General features: G+C 74.6%; 10 protein-coding genes. 2 read left to right on the top strand and 8 right to left on the bottom strand.

Features of this window, described 5'->3' with window-relative positions:
- Nucleotides 1-5 precede the first annotated feature (5 nt).
- Genes ACQUFX_RS25490 through ACQUFX_RS25475 form a run of 4 tightly spaced genes read right to left on the bottom strand, consistent with a single transcriptional unit; the run spans nucleotide 6 to nucleotide 2,691 of the window.
- Complete coding sequence (locus ACQUFX_RS25490) at nucleotides 6-164, bottom strand: DUF6760 family protein (RefSeq protein WP_169807197.1); 159 nt, start codon at nucleotides 162-164, stop codon at nucleotides 6-8.
- Nucleotides 161-649, bottom strand: coding sequence for a hypothetical protein (locus tag ACQUFX_RS25485; protein ID WP_067373581.1), 489 nt, complete (start codon nucleotides 647-649; stop codon nucleotides 161-163). The genes ACQUFX_RS25490 and ACQUFX_RS25485 overlap by 4 nt, the downstream gene beginning before the upstream one ends.
- Nucleotides 646-1,086, bottom strand: coding sequence for a phage tail protein (locus ACQUFX_RS25480; RefSeq protein ID WP_396890455.1), 441 nt, complete (start codon nucleotides 1,084-1,086; stop codon nucleotides 646-648). The genes ACQUFX_RS25485 and ACQUFX_RS25480 overlap by 4 nt, the downstream gene beginning before the upstream one ends.
- Before the next feature lie 57 nt (nucleotides 1,087-1,143).
- A complete protein-coding gene (locus ACQUFX_RS25475) occupies nucleotides 1,144-2,691 on the bottom strand; it encodes a phage tail sheath family protein (protein WP_428962786.1) in 1,548 nt (515 codons plus the stop codon).
- Nucleotides 2,692-2,869: 178 nt separating this feature from the next.
- Here ACQUFX_RS25475 and ACQUFX_RS25470 point away from each other — a divergent pair, with 178 nt between their 5' ends.
- Complete coding sequence (locus tag ACQUFX_RS25470) at nucleotides 2,870-4,252, top strand: eCIS core domain-containing protein (protein ID WP_428962785.1); 1,383 nt, start codon at nucleotides 2,870-2,872, stop codon at nucleotides 4,250-4,252.
- Between the two features lie 188 nt (nucleotides 4,253-4,440).
- Here the strand turns inward: ACQUFX_RS25470 and ACQUFX_RS25465 are convergent, their stop codons facing one another.
- The 4 genes from ACQUFX_RS25465 to ACQUFX_RS25450 form a co-directional block, all read right to left on the bottom strand.
- Nucleotides 4,441-6,609 carry an ATP-binding protein gene (locus ACQUFX_RS25465; protein ID WP_428962784.1) on the bottom strand — a complete coding sequence of 723 codons (2,169 nt, stop codon included), beginning with the start codon at nucleotides 6,607-6,609 and terminating at the stop codon, nucleotides 4,441-4,443.
- Nucleotides 6,606-7,367 (bottom strand): DUF4255 domain-containing protein, encoded by a 762-nt coding sequence (locus tag ACQUFX_RS25460; protein WP_428962783.1) that lies wholly within the window; start codon nucleotides 7,365-7,367, stop codon nucleotides 6,606-6,608. The genes ACQUFX_RS25465 and ACQUFX_RS25460 overlap by 4 nt, the downstream gene beginning before the upstream one ends.
- 13 nt (nucleotides 7,368-7,380) lie before the next feature.
- The gene (locus ACQUFX_RS25455; RefSeq protein WP_428962782.1) at nucleotides 7,381-10,515 is read right to left on the bottom strand and encodes a hypothetical protein; all 3,135 of its coding nucleotides are present in this window, start codon (nucleotides 10,513-10,515) and stop codon (nucleotides 7,381-7,383) included.
- 191 nt (nucleotides 10,516-10,706) lie between these two features.
- Entirely contained in the window at nucleotides 10,707-11,327 is a 621-nt protein-coding gene (locus ACQUFX_RS25450) for a response regulator transcription factor (protein WP_067364150.1), read from the bottom strand.
- A 171-nt stretch (nucleotides 11,328-11,498) separates the two neighbouring features.
- Between ACQUFX_RS25450 and ACQUFX_RS25445 the strand changes: the two genes are divergently transcribed.
- Nucleotides 11,499-12,818, top strand: a complete 1,320-nt coding sequence (locus tag ACQUFX_RS25445; protein ID WP_428962781.1) for a COG1470 family protein — start codon at nucleotides 11,499-11,501, stop codon at nucleotides 12,816-12,818.
- Nucleotides 12,819-12,821: the final 3 nt, after the last annotated feature.

Raw genomic sequence — 12,821 nt, 5'->3', positions numbered from 1 at the left:
GCGCCTCACTGACCTTCGTTCATCCTGGTGTTGATGCGGGCGATCTCCGTCACGTACCGGGCCCGCTCGGCGTGGGTCAGGTCGAGGATCTCCCCGCGCGGCCAGTGGAAGTGGTAGGCGACGTACGAGACCTCCTCGTGGAGCCGGTCGGCCCCGTACGTCACGATTCCCCCGGGCGACCACCGGCCAGGTCCACCTCGAAGACCGTCTCGCAGGAGGGGCAGGTGACCTCGGCGAGGGTGTGCCCCTCGGCGTTGATCCGCCGGTACAGGTCCTGGAGGAAGGCCAGGTCGGAGGCGAAGAGCCGTTCGATCACCTCGGCGCGGACCTGGGTGATCGTGCCCAGTCGGGTCACCACCAGGCTGAGCAGGACGATCGACAGGTACGCCGGGTTCTGCTTGACCCGCAGGTCGACCAGCGGAGCCAGTTCGTCGCGGGCGGTGGCCAGCCGCATCGCGCCCTCCCGGTGCACGGTGCCGTCCTCGTCGACGTACCCCCGGGGGAGGTGGAAGGTGAACTCCGTCTGGAGCCGGACCGGCGCGGGCGGGGCGACCACCGTGGCGGCCGGCCCGGTCGCGTCGTCCGCCGGGCCGGCCGGCTGCTCGCCGAGGTGGTCGAGGGCCCCGGCCGAGACTCCACGCCGCCTCATGACGTGCTGATCTCCTCGTACACGACGGTGACCTTCTCGGTCGCCGGGCTGGTGTCACCGGCCTTCAGCGACGGACCCTCCCACTTGCTCACCCACGCGTTGGTCAGGTCGAACCGCCGGGTCTGCGACTTGTCGGCGTTGGTGATGATGATGCTGATGTTCTGCCGGGCGGCGTCGACCGAGCCCTTGAGGAAGGTCTCCTTGATCCACTCGGTGAAGGAGCTGCTCTGGTCCAGCCCCCGGGTGATGGTCACCTCGCCGGCCTTCCGGGCCCCGGGGATCTTGCGGATGATCAGCTCGCCGGTGGGGGTGACCTGCTTGACCTCGATCGAGTCCAGCTCGACGGTCAGGCCGCTGACCTCCTCCACCAGCTCCACCTGGATGCCGCCCAGCTCCACCTGGAAGGTGTGCACGACAAAGCTGTCACCAGTGGCCATCGTGGCCGCCTTTCGTCATCGTCGGTTCGTTCGTCGGGTCGGCGCCGCCCGCGCGGGTCAGTCGCTGACCAGGCTGGTGCTGTCGGAGAACTGCGACAGGCGGAAGACGACGAACTCGGCCGGCTTGACCGGGCAGATGCCGATCTCGCACACCACCTGACCCCGGTCGACCACCTCCGGGGGGTTGGTCTCGCGGTCGCACTTGACGTAGAACGCCTCCGCCGCGGTCGCCCCGAACAGGGCGCCCCGCCGCCACTCCTCGGTGAGGAAGGCGGTGATGTTGCGCCGGATCGTGCCCCACAGCCGCTGGTCGTTCGGCTCGAAGACCACCCACTGGGTACCGAGCAGGATGGACTCCTCGACGTAGTTGAACAGCCGCCGCACGTTGATGTAGCGCCAGGCCGGGTCGGAGGAGAGGGTCCGCGCGCCCCAGACCCGGATGCCGCGCCCGGGGAAGGCCCGGATGCAGTTCACCCCGATCGGGTTGAGCAGATCCTGCTCGCCCTTGGTGACGTTGTTCTGGAGCTCGACGACGCCCCGGAGCACCTCGTTGGCGGGGGCCTTGTGCACGCCCCGCTCGGCGTCGTTGCGGGACCAGAGCCCGGCCAGGTGGCCGCTGGGCGGCAGGAACACGCCCCGTCCGGTGCTCGGGTCGAAGACCTTGACCCACGGGTAGTAGAGCGCCGCGTACCGGGAGTCGTAGCCGGCCTCGTCCTGCCGCCAGGCGCGGACCTGCTGCGCGGTCAGCTCCGGCGGCGGGTCGAGCAAAGCCATCCGGTCACCCATCTGCTCGCAGTGCGAGATCAGCGCGAGCTGGGCGGCCTTCACCGCCTCCCGGTCGATGACCCCGGCCTGGTAGGCGCCCATCAGGTCCGGGGCGGCGACCATGGTGATCTCGTCGATCGCCTCCAGCCCGGCCAGGCCGGTCCGGGCGTCGACGTCCCCGCTGAACTCGTCGGCGGAGAGGCTGGCCGGCACGACGTCGCCGGGGGCGGTGGGCGGTGCCAGGGTGACCGTCTGCTTGGCCGGACGGGCCAGCGCGTTGGCCGCCGTGGCCTCCTCCATCGTTATCAGCTTGGACCGCTCCCGGACCTGGCTGACCACGTAGCTCTTGTTGCTCTTGCGGAACGAGCCGTCGTACTCCTCGGTGGGCTTGCCGTCGACGTGCACGACCAACCGGAACCGGTCCTCGGCGACCCCCTCGCCCTCGACGTCGGCGACCTCCACGGTGACCTCGCCGCCGGCCGTGGGCAGGGCGGCCACCCGGAAGGTACCCAGCGTCGACGGCTCCCCGGCGGGCAGCGCCTTCTGCGCGCCCCGGCCGCCCTTGCGGCTCGACGAGGAGTCGCCGATCCGGACGATGTAGCAGATGCCGCCGCCGTTGGCGAAGTACCCGTAGACGGCGTGCGCCAGGTAGGCGCCCTCGACCATGCCGCCGAAGAGCTGGACGTACTGGCTCCAGTTGGTGACCAGGGTCGGCGTGTGGAAGGGCCCCTTCTCGGCGAACCCGACGAAGGCGGTGACGGCGGTCCCGACGCCCTCGATGGGACGCGAACCGCTCTGGACCTCCTCCACGTACACGCCTGGGGACAGGTACGTCGGCATGCAAGCTCCTCTGCCAGCTCGGCGGACGCTGGCCAGCCTGGTACTGCGGCCAGTCACCGGGAAGGTCCGTACGGACCTACCCCCGGGCAGAGTCCGGCACCACAGGGGCAGGTCGGTCCCGGATCCTGGCCGGACGAACCTCGGCCGGCCACCCCGGACGGCGATACCATGGGCGTCGATGCCGAGGAGGTGCCCGCAGGTGCGGTTGCAGCGGTCCGATCGGACGTCCAGCACCCAGGAGGGCCGTGAGCCGGCCACGACCGCCCCGGCCACCGGCCGACACGGGCCGGCGACCGGTGCGGGGCGGGTCGGCTCCGGCCGCAGCCCGGGTGCGCTCCTCGCCCTGCAACGCACGGTGGGAAACCGGGCGGTCGCGCGGGCGGTCGAGCAGGACCGGGAGACGCAGGAGCGGCACGAGCACGGGGCCGGGTGCGGCCACCAGCCCGCCGAGCAGGTGCAGCGGTCGGTCGCCTCGGTGCTCGGCAGCGGCGGGCGCGCGCTGGACGACGCCACCCGCACCGACATGGAGACCCGGCTCGGGGCGGACTTCTCCGACGTGCGGGTCCACGACGACGCGGCGGCCCGGGAGTCGGCGGCCGGCATCGGGGCGCGGGCGTACACCTCGGGCAACCACGTCGTGCTCGGCGCGGACGGCGGCGACCGGCACACCCTGGCGCACGAGCTGACCCACGTCATCCAGCAGCGGCTGGGCCCGGTCGCCGGCACCGACAACGGAGCCGGGCTGCGGATCAGCGACCCGGGCGACCGGTTCGAGCGGGAGGCCGAGGCCAACGCCCGGCGGGCCCTCGCCACCGACCCGCGGTCGGCGACGCAGCAGCCCGTCGCCGCCCCGCCGGCCGCCGGTGCGGACGTGCAGACCGCCGTGCAGCGGGTGCCGAAGGCGGACGTGGAGTCGACCAGCAGCCGCCGGGAGCCGTATCCGACCGAGACCTCGACGCGCCGGACCCGGGGCAAGGTCAAGGAGGAGGAGCGCGCCAAGCTGCCGCCGGCCGACCCCAAGCGGCTCCGGCTCCAGTTCCGGTCCCAGTACGACGGCCCGGACGTCCAGGAGTTGGAGACCAAGCAGGACATCGGCTACGCGCAGGTCGCCACCCTGATCGCCCCGGACAACCTGCCCCGCAACGCGGAGCACATCTACGACTTCCGGCAGTACGCCGCCGACCAGTACGTCTACTGGGAGCGGCAGGAGGACGAGTCGTACAAGAAGACCCAGCGGACCTCGACCGCCTGGCGGCTGGACCGGCCCTACCTGCCGCCGTACGACGACACCGAGATCGCCACCACGCCGACCACCATCGCGTTCCGCGACCATCCGGGCTGGTCCCGGGACGTGGCGATGACACCGGGGTCCTGGCTCGCCTCGTACACGGTCAGCTTCCGGTGGGAGATCAAGCTCGCCGGATCACGGGATGCTCCCTGGGTGAGCGACGAGGTCAGTCACACCTTCACCTCCCCCTTCGACCGGCGGGACCCGGCGGAGTCGGGGCCGGTGCAGGTCACCCCGATCGGCAACCGCAACTGGGACGTGACCCTTCCCTAGGCGCGGCTCCTGCTGCCGGTCGAGCCGGCGGTGTCCGGGGTCGAGGTCCTGTCGAACTGCCCGCACAGACGGGGCACCGGATGCGGGGCCGTGCTCGACCCCGGTGTGGTCCCACCTACGGGGCAGCTCGACAGCGGGTGTGCCCACATATCTCCGGTCGGCGAGGCGCGCCGGCACGCCCGCCGCCGTCACGCCCGGCGTCGGGTCTCCATGGACGTACCGCCGGGCAGCACGAGCCGGCCGAGTTTGCGGTACTCGGCCTGGGCGGCGGCGACGACCATCGCCATGGTGACCGGGCCACCCGCCTCGGCGGCGAGGTACCCGGCGCTGACCGCGCAGGCCCGGATGCCGCCCCCGCTCAGCTCGAAGGTCTCGGCGCAGCGATCCAGGTCCAGGTCGTCGGCGCGGGGCAGGTCGGTGCCGAGGCAGCGGTCCCAGAGGGCCCGCCGCTGCGTCACGTCGGGCACCGGGAAGTCCACGATCACGTCGAGCCGGCGCAGGAACGCCTCGTCCAGGTTCGCCCGCAGGTTCGTGGTGAGCACCGCGATGCCGTCGAACGACTCCATCCGTTGCAGCAGGTACGCGCTCTCCAGGTTGGCGTACCGGTCGTGCGCGTCGCTGACCTCGGACCGCTTGCCGAAGATGGCGTCCGCCTCGTCGAAGAGCAGCACCCCGTTCACCCCGGCCGCCTCGGTGAAGATCCGCTCCAGGTTCTTCTCGGTCTGCCCGACGTACTTGTCGACGACGGTGGAGAGGTCCACCACGTACAGGTCGAGGCCCAGGTCGGCGGCGACCACCTCGGCGGACATCGTCTTGCCGGTGCCGGAGTCCCCGGCGAACAGGGCGGTCACCCCGCGACCCCGCCCACCGCCGGGGCGCAGCCGCCAGCCGCCCAGCACCTGCTCCCGGTGCCGGACCCGCAGCGCCAACTCGGCGAGCTGCTGCCGGGCGGGGGCGGGGAGCACCAGGTCGTCCCAGCCGACGGCGGGCTCCACCCGGCGGGCCAGCTTCTCCAGCCCCGCCGCGTTCTGTGCGCATACCCCGGCCCGGACGTGCCGGGTGGTGACCCGGGCGGACCCGGCCAGCACCGCCTGCTGCGCCGCGCCCACCGCCGCCCGCCGTACCTGGCCGGGCGTGAGGACGTACGCGGACAGTTCGCGCTCGGGGTCGACGTCGTCGGCCAGCACCGCCGACCGTCCGGCCAGGGTGTCCCGCCACAGCCGGACCCGGTCGGCCGGCCCGATCGGCGGGGTGGTCACCAGCAGCGGGGCCACGTCACTCCACTGGGGATCCCAGCAGGGTTGCCCGGTGAGCAGCACCGGCACCGGCAGGGTGGTGAGCCGGCGCAGCAGCCGGGCGGGGCCCGGCCCGGCCGCCGGGTCCGGCGCCTCGACCGGGCCGACCACCAGGCCGGCCCGGCGCAGCCGGGCCTCCCGGACGGCGACGGCGAGAGCCTCCTCCGGCGCCGGGTCGGCGCGCACCGCGTCCAGGTCGAGGGCGAGGACCGCGCGTCCGGCCGCGACGAGCGCCTCGGCGGCCAGTTCGGCGGCGGACGCGCCCGTCGCCTCGCGCAGGTAGACCAGGCGGTCACCGGCCCGGACCGCCGCCGCCAGCCCGGCGACGACGCCGGCCGGGTCCGCGGTGGGCGGCTGGCCGCCGGGCGGCGGCGGGGTCAGGCCGGCGAGGCGGGGATCCGGGGTGTCGTCGCCGAGCAGGTGCCCGGCGACCCGGTCCGGCACCCGCAGGGTGCGGGTCAGGAACGGCCGGTCGTCCTCCTCGACGAGGAGCAGCCCGCCGGCGACCAGGGGGCCGGCGGGGGTGAGCCGGGCGCGGGCGGGGCCGGCGACCGGGGCGAGACCGCAGAGCCGTAGCGCCAGCCCGATGGTCGGCCGGCGGCGGGTCACGTCATCGTTGAGGTACCCGTACAGCTTCTCGTACCGCTGGTCGAGGTCGGGCAGGAGCGCGACGAGCAGCACCTCCACGTCCAGCGGGGCCAGCGCGAACGCCCCGGCCAGGTCCCACAGCGGGATCCGGGCACCCGCCGCCCGGGACGCCTCGGCCCACCGGTCGGCGGTCTCGACCGCGTCCGCCGCGATCTCGTCCGGGGCGGGCGGCTCCGGGGTGTCCACCAGCCGCCAGGCGTCCTCGTCGGAGACGTGCAGCCCGCGCAGCGGGTCGTCCGGGGTCGGGTCCGCCGCGCGGGCGGTGGCGACCGCCCGCCGGACCCGCTGCTCGACCAGGAAGAGCCGGGCCCGCAGGTACGTGGTGCCCGGCGTCTCGGCGGCACCCGACCCGTCCGGCCCGGCACCGGACCCGGCGTCGGTCGGGCGGGGGCCGGTCTGCGCCGGGGCGCTCACCGGCGGTCGTCCCGGATCGGGCCACCGGTCCCCGGGCGGCGCTGGCGGTCGGCGGCGGTGCCCCGGGCCCGGCGGATCCCCACCGGGCCGGCGGTCTCCCCGGCCGCCGGGTCGGGGTACCGCAACCGCCGGGTCTCCGGCTCGCCACCCCGGTCGTCCCGCCCCCCACCGGCACCGGTCCCGGCGACCGGCCGCCGGCCGGTACGCAGCCGCAGGCCGTCGGTGACCGGCTGGACGGCGAAGACCGTGGAGGCCGCGATCGGCGCGGTCACCACCAGGTCCAGCGACGGTTTCAGCGAGCCGCCGAGGGCGGACCAGATGTCGGCCAGTCCCCGGTCCCGGGCCGGCGGCACCGCCACACTCAGCGGCACCGTCAGCCCCAGCCCGGCGAGGCTGCCGACCAGGCGTTCCGCCGGCAGCACGTCGTACGTGACCAGGCCGGCGAGCAGCACCGAGAGCAGCCGGTGCTCGTCCTGCGGCCGGGCCGTCCACGCGGTGACCAGGTACGACAGGGTGAAGTACCGGGGCGGGCGGTGTTCGGCGACGACCAGCCCCGCCGGGTCGTACTCCTCGATCCGGCCCTCCCGGCGGCGGGCCATCTGCTCCCGGATGTCGTAGAGGAACAGGTTGACCGTCGGCGCGTTGCGCCGGGCCTCCCACTCCTTGGTCGGCGCGTCGAAGGCCAGTTGCACGTCGGTGCCGGCGAGGACCTCCTCGGTCAGCAGCGCGTGCAGCACCTCGTCCACCTCGTGGATCACGTCGATCGTCCCCTCACCAGCCGCGCCGGACCAGGCCGGGGGGCTGCTGGGCGGGCAGCACCACCCGGAAGTCGGTGCGGACCGGGCCGAACCCGGGGCCGGTGGCCAGCACCTCCCGGGGGCCGAGCTGGTCGCGCGGCACCACCAGCAATTGGTGGGCGAAGGTGCCGTCGGCCGACGGTACGGCCGGGTTGGCGGCGACGGTGATCCCGACGTCCCAGGCCAGCCGCACCCGGACGCCCGGCGGGAAGTCGGTGCCCCGGATCGAGGTGACGAAGCCCGGCGGCCCGATCTCCGGCACCGCCTCGATCCGGGGCTGGAGCACCCGGAACGGGGCGCGGTCGGTGTCGTCGAGGTTCCCGTCGGCGACCACGGTGCCGCGTACCGTCGTGCTCGTCGCCGCCCTCGGCACCAGCAGGAAGGTCAGCGTCCGGCTGGCCCCCGGGGTCAGGTCCGGCACCGGGCAGGAGGTCGCGGCGCAGCCGGCCGGACGGGTCCGCACCGGTACCCCCGCCGGCAGGCTCGGGGTGATCCGGACGCCGGTGATCCGTACCCGGCCGACGTTGCGGACGGTGTAGGTCACGGTGACCCGGCCGCCCACGTACCCGGGGGTGGGGTTGACCCGCACCGAGATGCGCAGGCCGGTCGGGACCGGCGGCGGGGGCGACGGCGAGAGGGTCGGTGGGGTCGTCGGTGGCGGCGTGGTCGGCGGCGGGGTGGTCGGTGGTGGCGTGGTGGTCGGCGGTGGGGTGGTCGGTGGTGGCGTGGTGGGCGGGGGTGGGGTGGTCGGTTGGGGAGCCGGGGTGACGACCACCGGCACCGACGCGGTGTTGTCCGAGGGACGGGCGTCCACCGTCCAGCCGCCGACCGTCCACTCCAACGGGTGCGTCCCGGGGGTCACCCCGGTCAGCTCGACCCGGACCCGCACCGTGTTGCCCAGCCCGATCGAGCCCAGCTCGCAGTCGGGCGGGTCGAGCTGGCAGGAGCCCACCTCCGGCTCCAGCGCGGTGACCCGCACCCCGTCGGGTACCCGCAGGTCGAGCCGGACCTCGACGGCCGGGGTCGGCCCCCGGTCGGTGACGGTCAGGGTCAGCGAGGTCCGCTCGCCCACCCGCACCGGGGCCGGTGGCTCCAGCACCGCCGTGGCCACGTCCACGAAGCGCTGCCAGGTCGGCTTCCGGTGCCGCCCCGGGAACTCCCAGGTCAACCCGTCGTGTACGACGGTGTCGAAGTCGTACGTCTTGACGTACTCGGTGCTGGTCGGGTCGGTGTACCGGCGGGAGCTGTACGCGAGCCGGCCGCCCTCCGGCGACCAGGCCACGTCGCGGGGGCGGTGCGGCCCGTCGTCCGGGGCGGTCAGCGGCTCGGTGCAGGTCGCCGTCGGAAGCTGCGGCGCCAGCACCTGGCAGTCCTCCCCGGCGAGGTCGGTCACCAGCAGCCCGTCCGGCCCGCGTCCGAAGGCGATCCGGGTGCCGTCCGGGGCGAAGCTCGGCCCGTAGTCGGCGGTGTCGCACTCCGGGCAGCTCACGTCGGTCAGGTCCAGTTGCGCGCTGCCGTCGAGGGCGTCGGCCGTCCAGACGTGGCTGTCCGCTCCCGCCCCGTCCGGTCGGCCCCGGACGAAGGCCAGCGTCAGGCCGTCCGGCGACCAGGCGGGCTGGCTGTCGGCGAACTCCCCGCCCGCCGCCGGGGGCACGGTCAGCAGATGCTCCCCGGTCGTCGCGTCCGCCACCACGACCCGGCTGGGCAGGCCGTCGACGGCCCGGGTGTACGCCACCCGGGTCCCGTCCGGCGACCACGCCGGGTCGGTCTCCCGCTCGGTGCCGGTCCGGCCAGCCAGCGGCAGGAGCTGCAGGTCGCTGCCGTCGGCCCCGGTCACATAGAGCCGGGAGACCCGCTGGCCGTCCACCGTCTCGAACCGGTTCACCACGATCCGTTGGCCGTCCGGCGAGTAGTCGGGGCGGGCGGTCCACGGGTCGCCGTTCACCGGTCGCCAGAGCAGGTCCGGGTCGGTGGCCGCGCCCGGGTCCTCGCGCAGCACCGTCACCCCCAGGTCCCGGGGGTCGGTGGCGTCCGGGCGGACGTCCTGCACCGTCACCGTGAGCCGGTCCGGCGCGGAGGTGCGGCTGACCAGCAGCCGGGGCTCGCCGCCGGTCGGCGGGAGGTACCAGGTGGGGTGGCCGACCAGCCGGTCCTCGGCGAGGCGCAGCACCGCCTCGCACGGGCACCAGTCGTCGCGCGGCACCCCGGTGTAGACCAGGTCGATCTCGCCCCGCGCCCCGTCGGTGCCGGTGGTCCGACTCAGGAAGACCAGGGTGGTGCCGTCCGGGGACCAGGCCGGCGCGTGGCTCTCCCAGAGCTGGTCCAGCAGCAGCCGCTGGTCCCCGCCGACGCTGTTCATCAGCCAGACCTTGCGGTCGGTCGGGCTGTCCGGCGCGGCCGTGTACGCGATCCGGTCGTTCGCCGGGTCCGGGTCCCAGGCCGGCTCGCCGGCCCCGTCCGTGCGGGCGGTGAGCGCGACCGCCGGCCCGCCGCCGTCGACCGGCACCCGCCAGACCTGCGGCACCCCGCCGTCACCGCGCTGGAAGGCCAGCGCCGTGCCGTCCGGTGACCAGGTGGGCCGGCGGTTGTCACCGGTACCGTCGGTGACCTGACGCAGCCCGCTGCCGTCGGTGCCGATCACGAAGATGTCCCGCCAGCTCCCCACGCCCTCCCGGGTCTGCTCGAAGGCGATCCGGGTGCCGTCGGGCGAGACGGCGGGCCGGCCGGCCACCTGCGTCGGGTCGTCGGTGAGCCGCGCCGGCTCACCGCCGGCCAGGCTGATCCAGAGCTGGGCCAGCTCCGACTCGCGCCGGCTCACCCAGGCGACCACGGCACCGGTCGCCGACACCTCGTCGTCGAAGTGCGCCGGCCCGGCCCCGAAGAAGGGTACGGAGACAGCCTCGGCCCCGGTGCCCTCGACCAGCCCGACGCTGCGGTGCCCGGTGCCCAGGTACGCCACCCGCAGCTCGCCCGGCGGGTCCGGGTCGGCGAGCGCGGCCGGCTCGGCGTACGACACCCCGCTGGGCGGGACGACCAGCGCCCAGCCGGCCAGCGCCGCGACCAGCCCGGCCACGGCGACGACGAGCGGGGACCTTCGGGTGGGACGCAATCGGCACCTCGACAGGATCAGGTGGCGCCCATCATCGACGCCGGCCGGCGGCCGGAACAGGACCCCCGGGGCAGGGAAGCGGGCACGATCCACCGCCGGTACGGGCACCCCGCCCCCGCCTCCGCCCCGACGGGGCGGTGGTGAGAAGGGTTCCCCTCTCTACCGGAGGCGTTAACAGGGGGCCCTTCCTTTCAGATCAGGTCGTGCCGGAGGGCGTACGCGACGGCGTGGGCGCGGTTGCGCAGGTGCAGCCGGGTGGTCATGCCGTGCATGACGTTCTTCACGGTCCGCTCCGAGTACGACAGCTTGGTGGCGATCTCCCGGGTCTCGAAACCGTCGGCGACCAGCCGCAGCACGTCGACCTCCCGGGTGCTCAGTCCGCCCAGGGTCAGACCCCGGGGGTCGAGCACCTCCCGCTGGAGCCGGCGCATCTGCCCGAGCAGCCGGCCGAGCAGGTCGGCGGGGACACTGCCCTCGCCCCGGGCCGCCGCGAGGATCACCTCGACCAGACGACCGGCGGACGCCTCGCCGCGTCGTACCACCCCGACCACGCCACACTCGACGGCCGTGGAGAGCTGCGCGTCGTCGATGCTGGCCGGGACCAGGACCAGCCGGTTCTGCTCCCGGCGCAGCCGGCGCAGGGTCTGGGCGGTCTGCGCGGTCAGGGTGTCCGCGACGACCAGGGTCACCGCCGCGTGGGCGGCCTCCGCGTCGGTCAGCACCCTGACCTCGGGTCGGGCCGTGAGCTGTCCCGTCACACCCGTCCACGAGATCGGATCGGTGGCGTGCACGTAGACCGGTACCCGGTGCATTCTCGTCTCCTCACTCACCGTGCCGCCGCCCGGCGCGGCCGACCGCCCGCGCAGTATGCGCAGGGCGTCTTCGCGTTCACTTAACGTCGTCCACAGGGGCACCACGGTCTGCCCGCCGCCGTACCCCGATGGCCCCTGGCGGCACCGGGAAGCGTGCCTACGCTCGACCAGATGCGGGCATCGGCGAATCTGGGCAGCACCGCGGTGAGCGTCGCCCCGGGCGGCGAGGCCGAGGTTCCGGTGACGGTGCGCAACGCCGGCGACACGGTCGAGGCGTACCAAATCGAGATCCTGGGCGTGCCGGACGAGTGGGTGACCGTGGAGCCGCCGACGCTCACGCTCTACCCGGCCGGCTCCGACACCGTCGTGGTGACCTTCCGCCCACCCCGGTCGTCCCGGGTGGACGCCGGGAACCGGACCTTCGGGGTACGGGTCGTGCCCGCCGAGTACCCGGACTCGGCGCTGGTGGAGGAGGGCGTCCTCACCGTCGAGCCGTTCTACGAGGTCGCCGCCCAGGTGCAGCCGCCGTCGCGGAGCGCGGTGCGGACGGCCCGGTACCGGATCGACACCGACAACCTCGGCAACGTCACCGAGCAGGTCTCCTTCGCCGTCGCCGAGGGCACCGACCAGGTGACCTTCACGCTGCCCGCCGCGCCGGTGGCGGTGCCCAACGGCACCCGCGCGGAGACCCGGCTGCGGGTCCGCGCCCGCCGGCTGCTCTGGTGGGGCGAGCCGAAGCAGTACCCGTTCACCGTCGAGCTGACCCCCGGCGACGGCCGGGTCCGCACCCTCGACGCCATCTTCGTCCAGCGTCCGGTGATCTCGGCGGGGCTGCTGAAGCTCCTCGCCGCGCTGCTGGCCCTGCTCCTGGTGCTGCTCGCGCTCTGGTTCGGCCTGCTCCGGCCGCAGGTGGAGACGGCCGCCCGGGAGGCGGTCGAGGCGGAGAACGCCCGGCGGGTCGCGCAGGACGGCCCGCAGCCGCCGAGCCCGGAGCCGGTCCCCCCGGCGGCCTCACCGGAGGCGCCGGGCGGTGCCCCGGGCGCCGGCGACGGCCAGGGTACGGACGGGGGCGTCGGGCCGGGTGGCGTCGGCGGCCCGGCCGGTGGCCTCGGCGGGGAGCAGTTCTCCGTCGCCATCACCTTCCGCACCAGCCCGAACGGCTCGGCGGAGCGCAGCTACACCGTCCCCGAGGGCCGGACCTTCCTGCTCACCGACTTCCTCGTGGACAACGTGCAGGGCGACGAGGGCACCCTCACCGTCACCGCGAACGGCGTCCGGGTGGTCACCTACGCCCTGGAGAACTTCCGCAACCAGGACTACCACTCGGTCACCCCGATCCGGGTGCCCGAGCGGGCCCGGGTGACGCTCACCGTGGTCTGCCGCCGCGCCGGCCAGCCGGCCAACGCGCCCCGCGCCACCACCTGCCGGGAGTCCCTCTACCTGAACGGCGTGCTCACCGCACCGCCCACCACACCACCCGCCGGGGACTGACCC

Origin of the sequence: Micromonospora fluostatini, assembly GCF_050410825.1 — a bacterium.
GTDB lineage: Bacteria > Actinomycetota > Actinomycetes > Mycobacteriales > Micromonosporaceae > Micromonospora > Micromonospora rosaria.
Note: the sequence above shows the minus strand (reverse complement) of the source record. Positions and strands in the feature narration are given on the sequence as shown.

Excerpts from the sequence above, each read along its gene's own strand:
- ACQUFX_RS25485 (WP_067373581.1), bottom strand. The coding sequence starts at position 649 with ATGAGGCGGCGTGGAGTCTCGGCCGGGGCCCTCGACCACCTCGGCGAG.
- ACQUFX_RS25470 (WP_428962785.1), top strand. The coding sequence starts at position 2,870 with ATGCCGAGGAGGTGCCCGCAGGTGCGGTTGCAGCGGTCCGATCGGACG.
- ACQUFX_RS25450 (WP_067364150.1), bottom strand. The coding sequence starts at position 11,327 with ATGCACCGGGTACCGGTCTACGTGCACGCCACCGATCCGATCTCGTGG.
- ACQUFX_RS25445 (WP_428962781.1), top strand. The coding sequence starts at position 11,499 with ATGCGGGCATCGGCGAATCTGGGCAGCACCGCGGTGAGCGTCGCCCCG.
- ACQUFX_RS25480 (WP_396890455.1), bottom strand. The coding sequence starts at position 1,086 with ATGGCCACTGGTGACAGCTTTGTCGTGCACACCTTCCAGGTGGAGCTG.
- ACQUFX_RS25475 (WP_428962786.1), bottom strand. The coding sequence starts at position 2,691 with ATGCCGACGTACCTGTCCCCAGGCGTGTACGTGGAGGAGGTCCAGAGC.